Here is an 18,955-nt window from a genome sequence, read left to right as displayed (position 1 = left end):
CACCAGGACAGGAGCCGGGAATGATTCCGGTGTGTTCTCGGCCGGCCCGTCCCGTCGGCGGCCGCCGTGCACGTTTCACCGAACACGGCGGCCATGGCCGGACGCTGCCGCTTTCGACGTCAGCCGAGGGTCACGGGCAGGTTCTCGTACCCGCGAATCGTCAGGCGGTCCCGTCGGGTCGGCTCACCGGCCGGCGCGATGTGGGGGAACCGTTCGAGCAGCTCGGAGAAGGCCACCGCGCCCTCCAGCCGGGCCAGCGGCGCACCGAGGCAGTGGTGGATGCCCGCGCCCATGGACACCGGCTGGATGGCGGTGCGGGTCGGGTCGAAGCGGTCGGGGTCGGTGTAGCGCTTCGGGTCCCGGTTGCCGGCGCCGAGCGCGAGGAGCGCCCACTCGCCCATCGGGATCGTGGTGCCGGCGATCTCCGCGTCCTCCCGGGCGACCCGGGCGATGAGCTGGACCGGCGAGTCGAACCGCAGAACCTCCTCGACGAAGTTGTCCGCCGAGATCTCCTTCGCCCGCAGCCCGGCGGCGACCTCCGGGTGCTTGAAGAGCAGGTTGAGCCCGTTGCCGAAGATGTGCGTGGTCGTCTCGATCCCCGCGGCCAGCACCACGCCGAGGTTGCAGACCAGTTCCTCCGCGGTCAGCGGCGCGTTCTCCTGGTCGGTGATCTCCACGACGGCGCTCACCAGGTCGTCGCCCGGCTCGATCCTGCGCTTGGCCACCAGGTCCTGGAAGTACTTCTCGAACTCCGCGTAGGCCGTGTCGGCGATGGCGGTGTCTTCCTCGGTCGGCGTCACCTCGAAGACCAGCGTCCAGTCGTTGGCCAGCTGCTTGAACCGCGGCCAGTCCTCCTTCGGCATGCCGAAGAGCTCGCCGACCACGCCGACGGACAGGTTGAAGGCGAACCGGTCCATGAAGTCGACCGGGGAGCCGTCCGCCGCCTCCTCGGCCATCTCGTCGAGCAGGTCCCGGGCGATCTGCCGGATCATGGGTTCGAGCGCGGCGACCCGGCGGGCGCTGAACGCCCGGGCCATCACGTCGCGCATCCTCGTGTGGTCCGGCGGGTTGGTGTCCAGGATGCTGTTGGTCAGGGCGATCACCGACGGGTGCAGCTTCCATTCGGCGGCCGTGAACAGCCGGTTGTACCGGTCGTCCCAGGGACCGAACTCGCCGGCCCGCAGCGTCTCGTTGATCGCGTCGTAGCCGGGCACCATCCACAGCTTGTCGCCCAGCGGGGCGACGGACCCCAGCTCGTGCGCGGCGGCGTAGTGCGGATAGGGATCATCGCGGCCCTCAGGGGTGAGAAGCTCCCCCAGAATCTCGCTGGCGTCCATACGCTGACTCCTCAAGTTGCCTGTTTCACGGTGGCGGTGGGGCCGTGAGCGGTCGTGCGGCGGATTCCCGGAGCCGGCCGGACCGGCCTCGGGCCCGGATCACTGGTTGGCGAAGCGTTCTTCGAATTCGGCCATGGCCTTGCCGTAGATCTCGACGTCGGCGGCGGTGTAGCGGGCGAGGGTGTCCTCGATCTCCTGCTTGCCGTAGCGTTCTTCCATGCTCTGCAGGGCTTCGCGGACGTAGCGCACGTGCCAGCGTTCGTCGAGCATGATCTTCTCGATGGTGGCGCGGACGGGTGCGGGGGTGTTCTCCTCGCGCAGGTGCTGGTTGTAGTGGCCGATGGTGCGCTTCTCGAAGACCAGGGTGATCGCCATGACCTCCATGAGGCTGGCGGGTACGCCGACCGCGTCCATGTACCGGTCCTGGTAGGCGTCACGCATCGGGATGGCCCGCTGGTCGAGGCTGTCGATGCAGTCCGTCCAGTACGAGGCGTGGGCCGACTCGTCGGCGAAGTGGTGCGTCACGTCCTTCTGCAGCGGCCCGCGGATCGTCCGCGCCACCCGCCCGAAGAACATCGCCCCGCTCATCTCCGAGGAACGGTAGAAACTCGCTATCCACAACTCGTTCTCGGACAGTTGGATGTCACTCACGACGTCCTCCCCCATCGGGTGCGCACCAGGTACTCCGCGGTCTGCGACACCAGCGTGTCCGCGTCCGGCGCGCGGTAGTTGGGCCACGCCTTGTGCAGCCTGGTGTTGCCGAAGACCTTCGGCCGGAAGAGCTGCGAGGAGAACGGCGACACCGATTCCAGCGCGTCGAGCACCGGTCCGTGCGGCAGGGTGCGCAGCCCGTTGATCAGGTTGGCGAAGGCCGCCTCGTCGACCAGCAGGGGGCGCAGGATCTGGCGCCTGATGAAGTTGGTGTCCTGCTCGAACGCCGTGAACATCAGGTCCACGATCCGGCCGAGCCTCGGGGTCTGCTCCAGGTCCGGGCACACGTGGTAGTAGCCGGGCTCGGCGTCGAGCAGCGCCATCGTCGCGTTGACGGTGAACTCCCCGGTGCCCAGCGCCACCGGGACGTCGGCGAGGCCGGGCATCAGTGACAGCAGGCCGTAGTAGAGCAGCTTGAGCGTGTTGTGCACCGCGTTGTACTGGCTGACGTGCCCGCTGTCGTCGTCGGCGATGATCGTGGGCACCCGCGCGATCGTGGCGGGCAGCCCGCTGTCGAGGACCAGGCGCTCGGCCGCGTGCTTGGACCACTCGTAGTAGTTGGCGAAGTGGACGACGTCGGTGCTGTCGTCGTCCTCGCCGGCGGCCGCGCGGGGCTCCTCGACGGCGCCGGCGGGTTCCTCGGCGATGTCGCCGGTCGCGAGCCCGGCGGTGTACAGCGTCGAGAGCAGGACGATGCGCTCCAGGTCGGGGCAGCGCTCGGCCAGCCCGACGACCTGCTCGGTGCCGCCGATGTTGACTGCCTTCGCGGTGTCCCGGTCGACGGCGAACTTGGTCACCGCGGCGGCGTGCACGATGTGCGTGATGCCGGCGGTCGGGACGGAGTCCAGCACGCCGGGCACGGTGAGGTCCGCCTCGGCGCGGCCGTACGCGAGCACGTCGCCGTAGCCGCCGTGCTCCCGCAGTGCCTTGACGATCAGTCCGCCCACGTAGCCGGCGGCGCCTGTTACCAGGACGGTCATGAGTCGGTCACCTCCGCGAGGCGGACACGGCAGACCGCCTCGTGCCGGACGAGGCGGAACTTCCGCGGCGGGCGGGCGGGTTGCTCCAGGGGACGGCGCCGGGCGCTCACACCGCCTCCAGGATGGTGGACTGCCAGTTGAGGCCGAACCCGGCCATCGTCAGCAGCAGCCGGTCGCCGGACTTGATCCGCCCGGACTCGACGAGCGCCGTCAGGTTCAGCACGTTGTCGGCGGAGATCACGTGCCCGGCGTCGGGCAGCGTGACGCTCACCACCTTCTCGGTGTCGATCTTGAACAGGTGGGCGAGGACCGTCCAGGCCACGTCGTTGGTGTTCTGGGTGACCACCCAGTCCAGGTCGGTGGCCTTCAGCTGCGCCCGCTCCAGGGTCTGCGCGATCAGCCGGTGCATGTAGCTGAAGTAGCTGCCCACGGTCTCGTCGTCGCTCGCCATGCCCAGGCCGCCGTTGGTGATCTGGTGGCTGGCGAGGAGGCGGAACGCGCCTTCGGTCGGTTCCCTGCTGACGACGCAGGCGGCGGCACCGTCGGAGATCATGTTGTACGCCTGCTCGTAGACCGCGTTCTCGGGGAACCGGTCGGCGGTCACGCACAGGACGCGCTGCCACGTGGGTTCGCTGGCGAGCATGGCGGCCGCGATCCGCAACGAGCCGAGCATCGAGGTGCACGCCTGCTGGTTGAGGCCGATCGCGATCGCGCCGTCCAGCTTGAAGTCCGCCTGGAGCCTGCTCACCGGGAAGTCCATCAGGTGCTTGACGTCCCGGCTGGTGCGCCATTCCTCGTCGCTGCCCAGGTTGCCGTTGAGCGGCAGGCAGGTGGCGTACACGATGGCGTCGGCGCCGGCCGCCCGGTCCGCTATCGGGCGGACCGCGGCACAGGCCAGGTCATAAGCCGAGGTTCCCGGCTCACACATGTAGTGCCAGCGGAATCCTGCCGCCTTCATATCCTCGGCGGAGGAGAAAAGCCTGCCCGCCGCCGCGGAATCGTTGACGTGGCTTTTCCGTTCGCCGAGCGCGTACTTGAACGAATCGATGTAGAGAGATTCCAACATCGAGCTCCCGTCTTCGCGCCGGGCCGTTGTCTGGCTCCGCGAATTTGTGTGGTCGGAATCATCGATGGGACGAGCATATGTCCGGCGGTTCAAGCAAATCCCTAGTCAGTTTCGGGACCGTGCCGCGCCGAAGGGTGCTTCCCGGGTGTTTCCGCGCGGTGCCGGCGACTGCGCCGGACCCGTGATCGACGGCATTCGCCGATGACGGGCCGACCGGGTCCGGCAGAGGGTCCTGCCGAGTCCGGCCGAGTCCCGCGGCCGTCCTCACGACCGGCTACCGGCTGCGGACTTGGGGGCCGCGAGCCGCGGACCACGGCTGCGGGCCGCGGACTTGGGCGCCGCCGGTTGCCGACTACGCTTCCGGGCCGCGGACTTGCCGGATGCCGGTTGCCGACTGCCGACTGCCGTTCCGCGCCACGGACCTACGGCCGCGGGTCCCAGGTCCGGGGCGCCGACTGCTGCGTGGCGCCACCCGCGGGTGCCGGCGGTGTCACATGAGCCGGGTGCCGGGCAGCTTCCCGGCCGACCACAGCTGCCACATCGCCCGCCGCTGCGGCTTGCCGCTCGACGTGCGGCGGATCAGGCCGCGCTCGCCGGCGATGACGGCGATCTCGGGGTCGGGGCCGAGTTCGGTCCGCAGGGCCTGGGTGACCTTGTCGGCCCAGGGGCCCGGCGTGGACTCGGCGAACACGGCGATGCCGGGACGGCCGCCGTCGCTCATGGCCACCACGGCCAGCCGGTTGAGGCCGGCAGCCTCGCGGGCCTTGAGCTCCAGGTCCTCGACGTACACGGTGCGCGCCCGGACCTTGAGGCTGTCGCCCATGCGGCCCAGGACGTACAGGTCGCCGTCGTGCACGAAGCCGGCGTCGCCGGTGCGCAGCAGCCCGTCGAACGGCTCGTCACCGACGTAGCCGTCGGCGACCGACCGGCCGGTGATCACGATCTCGCCGAGCGAGCCCTCCGGCAGGGCCGTCCCCTCGGCGTCCGCGATCTCCACCCCGACCGCGTCGACCGGCAGCGGCCAGCCCTGCCCGGCCAGCCACCCGGCGCCGTCGGCGGCGTCGGGGGTCAGCGCGCCGGGCGGCGGCAGCAGGAGGCCGGTCTCCAGGACCCGGACCGGCTCGCCGAAGTGCATCTGCTCCCAGTCCGGCCGCAGCACCCGCCCGGGGCGGCCCACCGCGCCGGCGGTGCACGCGGAGGTGTTCTCCGCCAGCCCGTAGGCGGGGTGGATCGCGGCGGGGTCGAACCCGGAGGGGGCGGCCGCGGCCGCGAAGGCGCGCAGCGCGCCGGGGTCGGGCACCTCCCCGCCCACGATGGCGCTCTTCCACCCGGACAGGTCGAGTTCCGCCCACTGCTCCGGCCGCAGCCGGCGCGCGACGTAGCCGAAGCCGAACGACGGCGCCCCGGCGTGCGCGGCCTTGCCGGGGCCCAGGGAGGCCAGCCAGCGCTCGGGCCCGCGGATGAACTGGTCGGGCCGCATCAGCCACAGGTCGCCCTGCCGCGCGGCCGTCATCACGCAGGCCAGCAGGCCCATGTCGTGGTTGAACGGCAGCCAGGACGCCATCCCGTCGCCGTCCTTCCACTCCATCCAGCGCCACAGCACGGCGAAGTTCGCGACGATGTTGTCCCAGGTGACCTGGATGGCCCGCGGGCTGCGGGTGGTGCCGGAGGTGAACTGCAGCACCGCGACCCGGGCCGGCTCCTGCACGGTCCCCGCGCCGCTCGCGTCCCGCCGTACCTCGCTGACCTGCGCCACGCTCTCCAGCAGGGGCGCCGACTCGGCGTCGGCGAACGTCACGGCCGGGCGGGCCTGTTCGAGGATCGCGGCCGTGTGCGCGGTGTACTCCGCGCCCGCGCCGTAGCCCGGCACCGGGAGCATCGTCGCGACGCAGCCGGCCGCCCAGGCGCCGAAGAGCGCGGCGAGCCCGTCGCGGCTGCCCGGCAGGGCGATCGCGACGACGTCGCCGCGGCCCACGCCCCGCGCGGCCAGGTCCGCCGCGACCGCGCGGGCGTCCTCGGCCAGCTCCGCGTACTCGACCCGCTCCCAGCCGTCCCGTTCCCCGGCGAACCACACGCCGCGGCCGGGGGACGGCGCGCTCAGCCACCCAAGTATCGACATGTGCCCCATCCTGCACGACACGGCGCCGATATTGACTAGGGATTTGCCTGACTCACCCGGCCTACGCTCACCCTCGTCGATGATTCCGGCCACACAATTCGCGCTGCCAGGCAACAGGTCTGGTGCGAAGACGGGAGCTCGATGTTGAAACCTCTCGACATCGATTCGTTCGAGTGCCACGTGACGGTCAACGGCAATCCACGCCGTGACGACGACGCGATTTCCGCCCCAGGAGGCGACATGAGTGATCGACTGCATGGGCGCGCGGGGGACGGAACATGAGCCTCGCGGAATCCGTCGCGGTAGTGGCTCGGCGACTCAGTGAGGTCTCCCAGCATTCCTACCAGAACCCCTACACCGCCCTGGAGTGGCCGGAGACCGTCCAGCCGGAAGAGGACTGGTTCTCCACTCCTGAGCTGCTCAGCCTGGTCGGCACCCCGGAGTGGGACGCGCTGTCCGAGGCCGGCCGCAAACGGCTCGCGTTCTGTGAGGCGGTGAACTTCTACAGCCTCAACATCCATGGCGAGAAGGGGCTGATGGCCGGCCTCGCGGAGCGTCTCTACCGGAAGGAAATGATACAGGTAGCCGATTACCTGCACCACTTCCTCGACGAGGAGAACAAGCACAGCATTTTCTTCGGCGGATTCTGCACCAGGTATGCCCAGGTGTATCGCAGCCGGCAGTTCTCCGTCAACGAGGAGGAAGTGCCGAGGGATGTCGGCGACTTCCTCTTCTTCGCCAAGACCATGATCTTCGAGGAGATCGTGGACCACTACAACTGGATTCAGGCGCGCGACGAGCGGCTGCACACGGTGGCCAGGTACATCAACCGCAACCACCACGTGGAGGAGGCCAGGCACCTGATCTTCGGGCGCCAGCTGGTCACCGAGCTGTGGCGGACGCAGACGTGGGACCCGCAGACGGTGGAGGACGTGCGCGGCTACCTCGCGGCGTTCATCACCAGCAGTTGGCGGGAGTACTACAACCCCGACGTGTACGCGGACGCCGGCCTGGCCGACCCCTGGGACGTGGCCGAATCCGCCTGGCACTCGGCCCACCAGCGGGAACACCGTCGCGCGGTCACCGCCAAGTGCCTCGGATTCCTCGCCACCGAAAAGATCCTTCCCGAGGAGCCAGTCGATGCTTTCTGAGTCGGACTTCCGCGCCGAGCTGCGCGCGTGGGTCAGTGAGAAGTCGGGTGTCAAGGTCACGGACCACTCCCCGATCTTCGCCGACCGCACCCTGCGGTCCGTGCACATCCCGGAGCTCCTGCTGCTGATGGAACGGCTGCGGGGCACACCGATCGAGGTCGAGGACCTGCGCCCGACCGACTTCCGCGACATCGACACGCTCGTGACGCGCTTCGGGACCCGGTCGTGATGCACTGGCACGCCTCCGGGCAGGCGTCGCTCTCCGGCGACCTGCTGCGGCTGGCCGGGGAAGCGGACGCGGCGTTCGTCCAACTGGCGGGTGTGTGGGGGGCCGAGGCCGAGCGCCATCCGTCCACGCTGCCGGCCGCCGTGCTGCGCAAGACCGGCTACCTGCGCTCGTTCCCGCATCAGGCGACCTTCGCGGTGGGGCTCGACCCCGACGCCATCAGCGGGTTCGCCGGCGATCCGGACCAGGACCCCCGGCCCTTCCTCGGGCCGGCCACCGAGATCCTCACCCCGGCCGCGTGCTACCACCTCTACCCGGCGCACGAGGCCCAGACCCTCGCCGAGCCGCTGTACCTGACGACGGTGAACACCTGCTACCGGCGCGAGACGGTCTACGTGCCGCTGCGCCGGCAGTGGTCGTTCACCATGCGGGAGATCGTCTGCCTCGGCACCGCCGAGGAGACGGCGCTGTTCGCGCAGCGCACCACCGAGGCCGTCACCCGGATCTTCGAACTGGCCGGGCTCGACGTCTCGTGGGAGCACGCGACCGACCCGTTCTTCGAGCCGGAGCAGAACCCGGCCTTCCTGATGCAGAAGCTCAGCCCCGTCAAGCGCGAGGCGACCTACGGGGACCTGGCCATCTCGTCGGTGAACCTGCATCACGAGCACTTCGGCGAGGCGTTCGGCATCACCAGGGCAGGGCAGGACGCGCACTCGGCATGCGTCGCCTTCGGGCTGGAGCGCTGGCTGTTCGCGATCCTCGACACGCACGGCGACGACCCCCGGTCCTGGCCCGACCTGCCCGCGCTCGCCGCGGAGGTGGTCGCCAAGTGGCCGTCGTCGTAACCGACCCGGGGCGACACGCCCTCGGGCGCACCCGATGGGAGAGGACGTCGTGAGTGACATCCAACTGTCCGAGAACGAGTTGTGGATAGCGAGTTTCTACCGTTCCTCGGAGATGAGCGGGGCGATGTTCTTCGGGCGGGTGGCGCGGACGATCCGCGGGCCGCTGCAGAAGGACGTGACGCACCACTTCGCCGACGAGTCGGCCCACGCCTCGTACTGGACGGACTGCATCGACAGCCTCGACCAGCGGGCCATCCCGATGCGTGACGCCTACCAGGACCGGTACATGGACGCGGTCGGCGTACCCGCCAGCCTCATGGAGGTCATGGCGATCACCCTGGTCTTCGAAAAGCGCACCATCGGCCACTACAACCAGCACCTGCGCGAGGAGAACACCCCCGCACCCGTCCGCGCCACCATCGAGAAGATCATGCTCGACGAACGCTGGCACGTGCGCTACGTCCGCGAAGCCCTGCAGAGCATGGAAGAACGCTACGGCAAGCAGGAGATCGAGGACACCCTCGCCCGCTACACCGCCGCCGACGTCGAGATCTACGGCAAGGCCATGGCCGAATTCGAAGAACGCTTCGCCAACCAGTGATCCGGGTACTGGTCGCGACGGTGAACCGGCCCCGCGCCGGCCGGCAGGCGCTGCGGATCGCGGCGGCGGTGGCCGGCCTGCCCGGTGACCCGGCCGGCTACCGCTTCCCGCACCCGCGCGCCTCGGTCACGCACACCGATCGCGCCGGGGTGGCCGCGGTCCTCGTCGGCGGCTCGGCCGCCGGCGTCGGCGTCGACCTCGAACACGACCAGCCGGTCCGCCCGGCGACGGCGCGGTTCTACCTGCGGGACGACGAGCCCCACGACGACCTGCTGCGGCTGTGGACGGTCAAGGAGGCCATGTTCAAGGCCGACCCGGCCAACGCGACCCGGATGCTCCGCGACTACCGGGCAGACGACCCGGCTTACCACCACGTTTCGGCCCGACACCTCGGCGGCTGGCTCACAGTCGCCGCCAGCCTTTCGAGGGAGCCCATGCCCGCCAACACGATCAGCTTCGAGACCGTGGCCACCCGCGTCGCCGGGGTACTGCGCGTACCCGAGAGCGACCTCACCCCGCAGACCCTGATCAAGGACCTGGCAGCCGACAGCTTCATGCTGGTCGAGATGATCGTCGACCTCCAGGAGGAGTTCGACGCCGTCTTCACCCAGGCCCGCCTCCGCGAGATCGACAGCCTCGACGAACTCGTCAAGCTGCTTCAGGAATCCGCCGCATGACCACCCCACCCCGGCCGGCCGCCGCGCCGGCCGGTACCCGTTCGATCTCGGAGGCTGATAGTCAGTGAACGTTCCTGTCATGGTCCTGGTGCTCGCCGACTTCGTGGTCATCGGAGTGCTGCCCCGGATCTTCTTCAAGGGCGGCAGCTTCAACCTCGGTTGGTGGCTGACCGGGGCCCCCTTCTTCGTCGTCCCCCCGTTCCTGATAGCCGCGCGGCTGGCCCACTGGCACTCGTGGATCAGCATGGGCAAGGCGGTGACGACGCTCACCGCGATCGGCGCCGTGCTCGCCGGCGGCTCGATCGCGCTGATGTTCTTCACGCTCGGCACCCACCGCGTACCGCTCGCGTTGTGGCACCAGGAGGACGACGCGCCGGTGTCGATCGTGACGTACGGCGCGTACTCGAAGATCCGGCACCCCTTCTACTCGTCGTTCCTGCTCGGGTTCCTCGGCGCCTTCGCGATGTTCCCGCACCTCGGCACCCTGCTGCCGCTGCTCTACGCGATCGGCCGGCTGACCGCGACCGCGATGCGGGAGGAGAAGCGGCTGTCCGCCTCCGAGTTCGGTGGCGAGTACCGCGAGTACATCGCCCGTACCGGCCGCTTCCTGCCCATCTGACAAACGAAACAGCCGAGGTTATTCATCGAGGTCGAACCCCACGGGCTTGGAGAAGCCCGTGGGGTTCGGTGCTCTCATCCGGCGCCGGGCGCGAAGTCGTCCCGGCGGACGCGGTATCCGTGCTCTACACACTGTGACCGACCGGTCGGTCACATGGTATAGTCCGTGGGGCCGCCAAGGAGAAACGCGCCCAAGGATATCGGCCCGCCAGGGCCTTTGGGTCGCGATAAATACTCAAAAAATAAAAGACGAGAACAGCGCAAGAGCAGCGAAGACTCGACACAGAAGGGGCAGGCGCTGTGACATCAAGCATGGAGTCGGCAAGCGACCAGGTAGAAGACACTGGAGCACTCCAAGAACCCCCTGACCCGCTGCGCTGGTGGTCCTTGCTGGCGGTCAGCCTGGCGACGTTCATGACCTATCTGGACCTGAACGTCATCAACGTCGCGATTCCCACGATCCAGCGCAGCCTGCACCTGTCGGAAGCCGGCCTGGAGTGGATCGTGAGCAGCTACCTGCTCACCCTGGCCGGACTGCTGCTGGCCGGCGGCCGCCTCGCCGACGCCTTCGGCCGCCGCCGGCTGTACATGATCGGCCTGATCATCTTCACGCTCTCCTCGCTGTCGGCGGGCCTGGCCGGCAACGGCGGCGTCCTCATCGGGAGCCGGGCCGTACAGGGCGTCGGCGCGGCCCTGTTGACGCCGGCCACCCTGGCCATCATCACCTCCACCTTCACCGATCTGAAGGAGCGCACCAGCGCGATCGGCCTGTGGACCGTGAGCGCCGCCGTCGGCCTCGCCCTCGGCCCGGTGACCGGCGGCCTGATCACCCAGAACATCCGCTGGGGCTGGATCTTCCTGATCAACGTCCCGATCGGCGTGGTGACGCTCGCGATGAGCGTCAAGACGGTCCGCGAGTCCAGGGCGTCCGAGTCGAAACTGAGCCTGGACGTCGGTGGCCTGGTCACGTCCGCGATCGCCCTGTTCACCATCACCTACGCGCTGATCGAGGGCAACGACGCGGGCTGGAGCTCGGCGAAGATCGTCACCGCGTTCGTCGTCGCCGCGATCGCCACCGTGGTCTTCTTCGCGATCGAGGCGCGCGCCGTGGAACCCATGGTGAACCTGCGGCTGTTCCGCATCCGCCAGTTCACCGGCGGCATCAGCACCCAGATGATCTGGGCGTTCGGCGGCCTGGCCATCTACTTCTTCACCTCGATGTACCTGCAGAACGTCCTCGGCTTCTCCCCGTCGAAGGCGGGCCTGCTGTTCGTCCCGATGGCGTTCGCGCTGGCCGCGTTCGCCGGCTTCTCCACGCTGATGGAGGGCTGGATCGGCGGCTTCCGCACCGTCTCGCTCGGCATGGTGATGATGACGGTCGGCCTCATCATGCTCAACATGCACAACGAGCACGCGACCTTCGCCTCGCTGCTGCCCTGCCTCATCGTGCTCGGCGGCGGCATGGGCATCATGAACGTGCCCATGACCAACGCCGTGATGCAGAACACCCCGGAGGCACAAGCAGGCGTCGCCTCGGCACTGCTCAACGACGCCCGCGAGGTGGCCGGGCTGCTCGGCATCACGATCATCGGTGCGACACTGCGGTCCAAGCAGAACTCGGAGCTGCGGTCCGGCTCGTCCCCGTCGCACGCGTTCCTCAGCGGCTACCACATCGGCCTGTGGGTGGCGACCGCCCTCGTCGCGGTGGGCATCTTCTTCACCTACGTGATGCTGCGCCCGAGCAAGAACGCGATCCCGGCCCAACTGAGCTGACCCGGCCGTGAGCAGGCAGTCAGTCGAGGTAGACGCGGGGCGGCCAGCCCGGGCGGATCAGGCCCATGGCGTACGCCTTCGAGACCACCGCCGGCCGGTTCTTGACCTTGAGCTTACGCATCAGGTTGTCGATGTGGTATCCGATGCCGCCCCGGCTCAGATAGAGCATGGAGGCCAGGTTCACCGTCGACACACCGAGGGCCACACCCTCCAGGATGCGCGCCTCGATGTCGGTCAGCACCGGCCGGTGGCTCGCGGGCGACCGGGCCGTCCTGCTGCCTCCCTGGGGGCATACCAGGGCCATCAGGCCGTCGGTACGGCTGCTCTCGCTGCGGACGGCGAAGCCGGTCAACTCGGCGCTGAAGACGGTCGAGTCCTTCTGGTGGAACTCGATCGTCGGCTCGGTGAAACGGGACCCCTGGGCAGCGAGCAGCCTGGCGAACTGCTGGCTGACCTGGGTGCGGACGTCGGCGTGCAGCAGGTCGGAGAAGCTGCGCCCGCCGAGCTCCGCGGGCAGACAGCCGAACTGGCGGGAGAAGTCCGCGTTGACCTCCACTAACCGGAAGCCACTGTCTAACCTCGCCAGACACATGCCGGACCGCTCGAACAGCGACCTGAGAACCTCCCGTTGGCTCCCCGTGCCGACCCCGGAGACGACTGCCTCTCTCATTGCTTCTCCCCGTACTGGCTCAATGAACGAAGGTGACGCGATGACTGTCGTGGCGTTGCGGTGTCTCGTGACCTCTTCCGGGGTGCGCGAGATCCCGTCGGGGGGCTTTCCTCGCCGGCCCGGCCGCGACGTCGATCTCACCCGACATGTCCCTTTGGGTGACGTCTGGTGCATCGGTCCCGGTTCCCTCGTCACGGGAAATCGGTCGAGCCGGACTCCGCGCGTCCCCGGGCAGTCGGGGGCCGCACGCGGATTCGTCGAATTCCGGCCAGGCCGACCCGGCGAATGGGCCGGATCGGCGGGGTCCGCGCGGGAAAGAATGCCGAAAGCGAGCCGGGGGGCGCGCTTTTGATGGCCTCGTCCGCGTTCCTTCACGGTGTGCCGGGCCGGCTCGCGGCGCGCTCCCGTCCCGGCTCCACCTATCGGCCCGACATCGGAGCCTTCGAGGCTGTCCGTCGCGCCTTCGCCGGCACGCCGCGGACGCCGCCCCCGATCGGCACGGCCGGCCGGCCCGCAGGTTTCATACACCGTCATGGATCGGATGCATTCCTTCAGGATGATTACCCTCCAGCAGTTGTCCAGCCCGCCTGCGAAGAGAGTGGATCGGGTTCGCACCGGCCGCAAGTGGCACTGCCCGTGACGACGAACTCATCGTGCCCCAGCGTGATCACGGCGCCCGCTCGGCCCGAAGCCGTGCCCGTTCGCCCTCGCCGGACCGACCGCGGACGCCTGGCGCGATCCCGCTCTCGCCGCGCTCCGCTGCCACCGGCAAGTGGCCAGGCCACCGACCCTTTCAGGGAACGCGGGGCGACGGATTTCCGCCCTGGCCCGGAGGCGCTACTCGACGAAATCCAGGACTTGCGGCGGCCAACTGCCCGCACTGAACAGCCCGATCGAATAGGCTCGGGATACCAGTTCCGACCGATTGGCCGCTTCGAGGTTCTTCATCAGCGCGCTGACGTGATACTCGACTCCGCCCCGGCTCAGAAAAAGCTTCGAAGCGAGCTGCACAGTGGACATCCCGGCTGCCACGCCCTCCAGCACCTGGGCTTCCATTCTGGTCAGCGGCTTTCTCGCATCGGTCGGAGCGGGCTCGGCCGCGTCGGCCGCGGCCTCCGGCTCCAACTCCAGCAGGACGACCAGCGAGTCGATACGCCCCGCGTCGTCCGTCACCGCGATCCCGGTCAGCTCGGTGCAGGTCCGACCGGTGCTGGTCAAGGTCGCGATCCGGTCGCTGAACCGGCTCCGCTCGCCACGCGCCAGCGAGAGCAGTCGCCGCGTCAGGGTGTCCTTGACACGCGCGTGCACCAGGTCGACGAGGGGAACGCCCGGAAGCTCCTCGACCGACAGCCCGAACACGTCGGCGAAGCCGGCATTGCTCCCCATCAGACGCAGCTCAAGATCCAAGTGCGCAATGCGTGCGGACGAGTTGTCGAACAGCGACCAGAGCGTGTATGCGTCGTCAGCCTGCTCAAATGAGCAAGAACTCGTCTCAGTGAGCGCATCTTGTCTTGCCGACACGATTTCGCCTCCCCGCGCGCTGAGCTAAGGTTCCGTCGCTTATCGCCCCAGCCTCCCATACGAAAAGCGCGAAAACCAGCCCTGCCTCAAACCGACTTTCCGACGCCGGCGTAAGTCTAGGGTTTTTCCTGTTCACCCCGCCGGCGACCGTCGGCGAATATTTCTGTAACCGATGTGTAAACTAATGGACCCCCGCAGGTACTGGCATCGGCCAAGGTGGCATGCTTGCCACGCGCAGGCGGATTGGGCGCCATCCCTATCCTCGGTTACGTCGCAGGACACCCCGCCACCGACCTGGTCGCTTTACGGCATCCCGACCGATAGGAGACAGGCCGGACGGAAATCACCGTCCGTAGCATTCGCTACGCCATGTATCCAGACACCGGAGAGCAAGACCTTGAGCTTTCGTCCACTTTCGGCAGGTTCGGTGAGGCCGTCGTGATAGCGCGGGAAACCCCTCGTGATTGACCATTACTTTTCCCTTTTTCGCCCATTGCTATTCCGGAACTTTGCCTTCCGTTTTCCTGCCGAATTGTTGTTCGACAATAGTGGCGCGGAGGTGCACCGGCGGGGCGCGGGGGTGAACGCGAAGGCCCGGCAGGTCGGTTGCCCGCCCGGCCGGGTGCGGGCCGGTGCGAACGCCGGCCCGGTGTCAGATCCCGAGGAACCGTTTAAGCACGCGCCGCGACGCCGACAGCGGACGTCCGGCGTCGAACTCCAGCACCGAGATCTCCCGGGTCATCGCCGCGAGCAGTTGGGCCGCGGCTTCGGCGTCGTCCCAGCCCATGACCCTCAGGTCGGCCACTCCCGCCGCCGCCAGCCGCTCGCGGCGGGCCGCCATCGAACCCTGCACGTTGGGGTCCGAACGGGCTTCGAGCGCCAGGGCCTTGACACCCCGGTTCGCGAGCGAGACGTCGAGATACGCCTCGGTACTGCGGAAGATCCGCTCGGCGCCGGGCGCCAGCCCCGCGATCGCCTCGTCGACAGCGGCCTGCACCCGTGCGTGGAAACGTTCGTGCATGGCGTCGACGAACGACGAGCGGTCCTTGAAGTGCACGTAGAAGGTGCCCTTGGCCACCCCCGCCCGCGCGACCACCATGTTCACGCTGACGCCCGCCAGGCCGTGCTCCTCCGCCAGCGCCGCGCCGGCGTCGAGCAACGCCTCACGTGTCTGCAACGCTCCGGGCATCTGCACTCCTGCTGCCATAACCTCGGAGTATAAGCCCGCCGGTCACCAGGGGCCGTTTCCGGTCATATCAGTGACCGACCGGTCGGTCACGTGCTACGCTCCCGCTCATGCCCACGATCCCGAGATCTACTCAACTGATCGCGTATGACAACGGCAGCCGCAGTTTTGACACCCCTTACGTCGCCACCGCCGGGAAGGAGCTGCAGCGATGAAAGCGGCAGTAATTGACAAGGTCGGCGCCGCGCCGCATGCCACCTCCCTCGACGACCCGTCGCCGGCCACCGAGACGCAGGTGGTCGTCCAGGTCGAGGCGACGGCTCTGAACTCGATCGACCTGCACGTCGCGGAGGGGCACCACCGCGCCGGGCCGCCGAAGGTCCCCTACGTTCCCGGCTTCGAGGTGGTCGGCACGATCGTGGCCGGACCCGACCAGGGCCTTCGCGTGCACGCCACCGTTCCCGCCGGCCTCGCGCCGGGCGTCAACGGCGGTCTGGCCGAACTCCTGGTGACCGAGCGCGCGGCCTGCATCCCGGTCCCGGACGGGCTGGACAGCGTCCCCGCCGCGGCGATCGGCGCGGTGGGCGCCGGCGCGGATCTGTCGCTGCGCAAGGCGGACCTCCAGGCGGGCGAGAGCGTCCTGGTCCTGGGAGCGACCGGTCCCTTCGGGGCGTCCTTCGTCCAGCTCGCGAAGCTGGCCGGTGCCAAGCGCGTCATCGCGGCCGGCCGGAACCCCGAGCGCCTTGCCCAGGTCCGCGACGCCGACGGTGTGGTGGTCCTCGGCGACCAGCCGCTGTCCGAGCAGTTGGCCGCACTCGGCGGCCCGGTGGACCTGGTCGTCGACCCGCTGTGGGGTCCTTGGGGAGTGCCGGCACTGGCCTGCCTGCAACCGGGCGGGCGCTACCTGAACGTGGGCGCGGCGGCCGGTGACGAGACCGCCTTCCGCGTCGAGATGCTCCGCTCCGCGCAGTTGACCCTCATCGGCTTCAGCGGCACGACGGCGAAACCGGCCGACGCGTTCGCCGCCTACAACCGCGTCGCGGCCCTGGCCGCGGCCGGCTCGTTCGAGCTGCCGACCGCCACGTATCCGCTGGCGGAAGCCACCCAGGCGTGGGAGGCACAGGCGTCCTCGCCCGGCAAGAAGATCGTCGTGGTGCCCTGAGCCGCACCCGGAATCCTGCTCGGCCCTGGTGCGCCGGCAGGTAGGCACGACCGCTGAGCTTCCGCCGCGCGTCCGTTCGCGGCGGAAGCTCGGCGCGTTCGGGGCTCGGGTGCGCGGCGGCCCGTACGACGGCCGGCCGGCTCGACGCGCCCCCAGGCCGGGGCCGGGGCCGGGGCCGGGGCCTGAGCTGGAGGGGGAGCGGCAGACGAGTCGGGCTCTAGGCCGGGTTCTGTCGCCGGACAGCCTCGCGGCCGGCCGGGAGACGGCCATCCATCTAGGGCTGCCGTTGCCGACAGCCTCGTGCGGTCTACCCGCGAACTCGGGCGGGCAGCCCTCGAACGTCCGCGCGGGGCCATATTCCTATGGCGCCCTCTTGACCTTGCTCCAGGTGGGGTTTACCTAGCTGCCCAGGTCACCCTGGGCACTGGTGGTCTCTTACACCACCGTTTCACCCTTACCGGGGACCGAGATCCCCGGCGGTCTGTTTTCTGTGGCACTGTCCCGCGGGTCACCCCGGGTGGCCGTTAGCCACCACCTTGCCCTGTGGAGCCCGGACCTTCCTCGGCGGATCACAGGTGATCCGACGCGACCGTCCGCCCGGCTCGTCTGCCGTACGGCCCATCCTAGCCGCTCACCGGGGCCGTAGGCTGCTGCGGGTCGGCCGCCCGCGGCGGCCGGGCGAACATCACCGGGAACGTGTCGTGAACGTGTAGGGAGAAGCCGTGCTCGTCCTGCTGCCGCCGTCCGAGGGGAAGGCAACCGCCGTACGGGGGCGGCCACTCGCGCTCGACCGGCTGTCGCTGCCCGCGCTGACCGACGCGCGCGCGGCCGTGCTCGACGAGCTGGTGCGTCTGTGCGAGGGGGCCGGCGAGGACGGCGGCAAGGCGGCCGAGGTGCTCGGGCTCACTCCCGGGCTGCACGGCGAGATCGCCAAGAACGCACGGCTGCGCACCGCGCCCACGCTGCCCGCCGCCGACCTCTACACCGGGGTGCTGTACGACGCGCTCGGCCTGGCCACCCTCGATCCGGCGGCGCTGCGGCGGGCCCGGCGCTCGGTGCTGGTCTTCTCCGGGTTGTGGGGCGCCCTGCGGCTCACCGACCGCGTGCCCTCCTACCGCTGCTCCATGGGAGTACGGCTGCCGGGTACGGGCGGGCTCGCCGGGTACTGGCGGCCGCACCTCGACGACGTCCTGCCCGAGGTGGCGGGCCGCGGGCTCGTCCTCGACCTGCGCTCCTCCGCTTACGCGGCCGCCTGGAAGCCCCCGGCCGCCCTGGCGAGCCGTACGGCGACGGTCCGCGTGCTCCAGGTGACGGTCGTGGCCGGCGTGGAGAAGCGGTCCGTGGTCAGCCACTTCAACAAGGCGACCAAGGGCACCTTGCTGCGCGCCCTCCTCACGGAAGGGGCCGACCCGAAAACGCCCTCCGCCCTCGCGGCCGCACTCCGCGACCTCGGGTTCGAGGTCGAACACCCGGGCAACGGCCCCCAACTGGACGTCCTCCTCCGCTGACCCCTTACGGCGCCTCGCCGTTGGAGCCACGGTCCGCGCCCGCGTGCCGCGCCCTCGTGGTCCGGGAGCCGACGGCGCCGGGCCGCCCGGGCAGATGCGGCACCGTTGCAACGCGTGCAACGGCCGTTGCACGAGCTGGTCGCCCCGGTCCAGGATGACCGCATGGATACCGTTCTCGACCTCGCTCCCGTCATCCCCGTGGTCGTGCTGGAGGACGCACGGGACGCCGTGCCGCTCGCACGCGCGCTGGTGGCCGGGGGCCTGCGGGCGATCGAGGTGACCCTGCGCACCCCTGCCGCGCTGGACTCGATCGCCGCGATCGCCCACGAAGTCCCGGACGCGGTGGTCGGCGCGGGCACCCTGCGCGACCCGGACCAGGTCGCGGCCGCGGAAGCGGCGGGCGCGCGGTTCCTGGTCAGCCCGGGCTGGACCGAGCGGCTGGTGGACGCGATGCGCGACTCGGGCCTGCCCTACCTGCCCGGCGTCTCCACGGTCTCGGAGGTGCTGCGGCTGCTGGAGCGCGGGGTGACCGACATGAAGTTCTTCCCGGCGGAGGCGGCCGGCGGCGCACCGTATCTGAAGTCGCTGTGGTCGCCGCTGCCGCAGGCCCGTTTCTGCCCGACCGGCGGCATCGACGCCGACCGCGCACCGGACTACCTCGCGCTGCCCAACGTCGCCTGTGTCGGCGGCACGTGGATGCTGCCGAAGGAAGCGCTGCGGACGAAGGCGTGGGACGAGGTCACCGAGCTGGCCCGTAAGGCCGCGGCACTCGCCGGCTGAAGCACCCACGGGTGAAGCAGCCCC

General features: G+C 69.6%; 18 protein-coding genes and 1 other RNA gene. 10 read left to right on the top strand and 9 right to left on the bottom strand.

The window, feature by feature from the left end:
- Positions 1-119 precede the first annotated feature (119 nt).
- From OG896_RS28495 to OG896_RS28475, 5 genes are all read right to left on the bottom strand, one after another.
- Positions 120-1,337 (bottom strand): cytochrome P450, encoded by a 1,218-nt coding sequence (locus OG896_RS28495; protein ID WP_329369904.1) that lies wholly within the window; start codon positions 1,335-1,337, stop codon positions 120-122.
- Between the two features lie 99 nt (positions 1,338-1,436).
- Positions 1,437-1,988: a ferritin-like domain-containing protein gene (locus OG896_RS28490; RefSeq protein ID WP_328463503.1), complete on the bottom strand. Its 552-nt coding sequence runs from the start codon at positions 1,986-1,988 to the stop codon at positions 1,437-1,439.
- On the bottom strand, positions 1,985-3,028 hold the full coding sequence (locus tag OG896_RS28485) for an SDR family oxidoreductase (protein WP_329369902.1): 1,044 nt from the start codon (positions 3,026-3,028) through the stop codon (positions 1,985-1,987). Before OG896_RS28485 ends, OG896_RS28490 begins: the two co-directional genes overlap by 4 nt.
- Positions 3,029-3,134: 106 nt before the next feature.
- Positions 3,135-4,094: a 3-oxoacyl-[acyl-carrier-protein] synthase III C-terminal domain-containing protein gene (locus OG896_RS28480; protein WP_329369900.1), complete on the bottom strand. Its 960-nt coding sequence runs from the start codon at positions 4,092-4,094 to the stop codon at positions 3,135-3,137.
- Positions 4,095-4,584: 490 nt separating this feature from the next.
- Positions 4,585-6,213 (bottom strand): AMP-binding protein, encoded by a 1,629-nt coding sequence (locus tag OG896_RS28475; protein ID WP_329369897.1) that lies wholly within the window; start codon positions 6,211-6,213, stop codon positions 4,585-4,587.
- Positions 6,214-6,491: 278 nt separating this feature from the next.
- Here OG896_RS28475 and OG896_RS28470 point away from each other — a divergent pair, with 278 nt between their 5' ends.
- The 7 genes from OG896_RS28470 to OG896_RS28440 all read left to right on the top strand — a co-directional run bounded on the left by OG896_RS28470 (position 6,492) and on the right by OG896_RS28440 (position 12,104).
- A complete protein-coding gene (locus OG896_RS28470; protein WP_328463511.1) occupies positions 6,492-7,364 on the top strand; it encodes a diiron oxygenase in 873 nt (290 codons plus the stop codon).
- Entirely contained in the window at positions 7,354-7,593 is a 240-nt protein-coding gene (locus OG896_RS28465) for a hypothetical protein (protein ID WP_329369895.1), read from the top strand. The genes OG896_RS28470 and OG896_RS28465 overlap by 11 nt, the downstream gene beginning before the upstream one ends.
- Positions 7,593-8,435 (top strand): aminoacyl--tRNA ligase-related protein, encoded by an 843-nt coding sequence (locus tag OG896_RS28460; RefSeq protein WP_329374339.1) that lies wholly within the window; start codon positions 7,593-7,595, stop codon positions 8,433-8,435. Before OG896_RS28465 ends, OG896_RS28460 begins: the two co-directional genes overlap by 1 nt.
- Before the next feature lie 49 nt (positions 8,436-8,484).
- The gene (locus OG896_RS28455) at positions 8,485-9,036 is read left to right on the top strand and encodes a ferritin-like domain-containing protein (protein WP_328463503.1); all 552 of its coding nucleotides are present in this window, start codon (positions 8,485-8,487) and stop codon (positions 9,034-9,036) included.
- Positions 9,033-9,713 carry a phosphopantetheine-binding protein gene (locus OG896_RS28450; protein ID WP_329369892.1) on the top strand — a complete coding sequence of 227 codons (681 nt, stop codon included), beginning with the start codon at positions 9,033-9,035 and terminating at the stop codon, positions 9,711-9,713. The genes OG896_RS28455 and OG896_RS28450 overlap by 4 nt, the downstream gene beginning before the upstream one ends.
- Before the next feature lie 64 nt (positions 9,714-9,777).
- On the top strand, positions 9,778-10,332 hold the full coding sequence (locus tag OG896_RS28445; protein ID WP_329369890.1) for a methyltransferase family protein: 555 nt from the start codon (positions 9,778-9,780) through the stop codon (positions 10,330-10,332).
- Positions 10,333-10,631: 299 nt separating this feature from the next.
- Positions 10,632-12,104, top strand: a complete 1,473-nt coding sequence (locus OG896_RS28440) for an MFS transporter (RefSeq protein ID WP_329369888.1) — start codon at positions 10,632-10,634, stop codon at positions 12,102-12,104.
- Positions 12,105-12,123: 19 nt separating this feature from the next.
- Here OG896_RS28440 and OG896_RS28435 read toward each other — a convergent pair whose 3' ends face one another.
- From OG896_RS28435 to OG896_RS28425, 3 genes are all read right to left on the bottom strand, one after another.
- Positions 12,124-12,774, bottom strand: coding sequence for a PAS domain S-box protein (locus OG896_RS28435; RefSeq protein WP_329369886.1), 651 nt, complete (start codon positions 12,772-12,774; stop codon positions 12,124-12,126).
- A gap of 837 nt (positions 12,775-13,611) precedes the next feature.
- Entirely contained in the window at positions 13,612-14,295 is a 684-nt protein-coding gene (locus OG896_RS28430; protein ID WP_329369884.1) for a LuxR C-terminal-related transcriptional regulator, read from the bottom strand.
- A 652-nt stretch (positions 14,296-14,947) separates the two neighbouring features.
- A complete protein-coding gene (locus OG896_RS28425) occupies positions 14,948-15,502 on the bottom strand; it encodes a TetR/AcrR family transcriptional regulator (RefSeq protein WP_328463525.1) in 555 nt (184 codons plus the stop codon).
- A gap of 190 nt (positions 15,503-15,692) precedes the next feature.
- Here OG896_RS28425 and OG896_RS28420 point away from each other — a divergent pair, with 190 nt between their 5' ends.
- Complete coding sequence (locus tag OG896_RS28420; protein WP_329369882.1) at positions 15,693-16,643, top strand: zinc-binding dehydrogenase; 951 nt, start codon at positions 15,693-15,695, stop codon at positions 16,641-16,643.
- A gap of 202 nt (positions 16,644-16,845) precedes the next feature.
- On the opposite strand, the gene rnpB is transcribed toward OG896_RS28420, so the two are convergent.
- Positions 16,846-17,248: RNase P RNA component class A (gene rnpB, locus OG896_RS28415), an RNA gene on the bottom strand.
- A 117-nt stretch (positions 17,249-17,365) separates the two neighbouring features.
- Here rnpB and yaaA point away from each other — a divergent pair.
- On the top strand, positions 17,366-18,151 hold the full coding sequence (yaaA, locus tag OG896_RS28410) for a peroxide stress protein YaaA (RefSeq protein ID WP_329369880.1): 786 nt from the start codon (positions 17,366-17,368) through the stop codon (positions 18,149-18,151).
- Positions 18,152-18,313: 162 nt separating this feature from the next.
- On the top strand, positions 18,314-18,931 hold the full coding sequence (gene eda, locus OG896_RS28405) for a bifunctional 4-hydroxy-2-oxoglutarate aldolase/2-dehydro-3-deoxy-phosphogluconate aldolase (protein WP_329369878.1): 618 nt from the start codon (positions 18,314-18,316) through the stop codon (positions 18,929-18,931).
- The last annotated feature ends 24 nt before the right edge of the window (positions 18,932-18,955 follow it).

Origin of the sequence: Streptomyces sp. NBC_00669, assembly GCF_036226785.1 — a bacterium.
GTDB lineage: Bacteria > Actinomycetota > Actinomycetes > Streptomycetales > Streptomycetaceae > Actinacidiphila.
Note: the sequence above shows the minus strand (reverse complement) of the source record. Positions and strands in the feature narration are given on the sequence as shown.

Excerpts from the sequence above, each read along its gene's own strand:
- OG896_RS28495 (WP_329369904.1), bottom strand. The coding sequence starts at position 1,337 with ATGGACGCCAGCGAGATTCTGGGGGAGCTTCTCACCCCTGAGGGCCGC.
- OG896_RS28485 (WP_329369902.1), bottom strand. The coding sequence starts at position 3,028 with ATGACCGTCCTGGTAACAGGCGCCGCCGGCTACGTGGGCGGACTGATC.
- OG896_RS28480 (WP_329369900.1), bottom strand. The coding sequence starts at position 4,094 with ATGTTGGAATCTCTCTACATCGATTCGTTCAAGTACGCGCTCGGCGAA.
- OG896_RS28475 (WP_329369897.1), bottom strand. The coding sequence starts at position 6,213 with ATGTCGATACTTGGGTGGCTGAGCGCGCCGTCCCCCGGCCGCGGCGTG.
- OG896_RS28470 (WP_328463511.1), top strand. The coding sequence starts at position 6,492 with ATGAGCCTCGCGGAATCCGTCGCGGTAGTGGCTCGGCGACTCAGTGAG.
- OG896_RS28465 (WP_329369895.1), top strand. The coding sequence starts at position 7,354 with ATGCTTTCTGAGTCGGACTTCCGCGCCGAGCTGCGCGCGTGGGTCAGT.
- OG896_RS28460 (WP_329374339.1), top strand. The coding sequence starts at position 7,593 with ATGCACTGGCACGCCTCCGGGCAGGCGTCGCTCTCCGGCGACCTGCTG.
- OG896_RS28435 (WP_329369886.1), bottom strand. The coding sequence starts at position 12,774 with ATGAGAGAGGCAGTCGTCTCCGGGGTCGGCACGGGGAGCCAACGGGAG.
- OG896_RS28425 (WP_328463525.1), bottom strand. The coding sequence starts at position 15,502 with ATGGCAGCAGGAGTGCAGATGCCCGGAGCGTTGCAGACACGTGAGGCG.
- OG896_RS28420 (WP_329369882.1), top strand. The coding sequence starts at position 15,693 with ATGAAAGCGGCAGTAATTGACAAGGTCGGCGCCGCGCCGCATGCCACC.
- eda (WP_329369878.1), top strand. The coding sequence starts at position 18,314 with ATGGATACCGTTCTCGACCTCGCTCCCGTCATCCCCGTGGTCGTGCTG.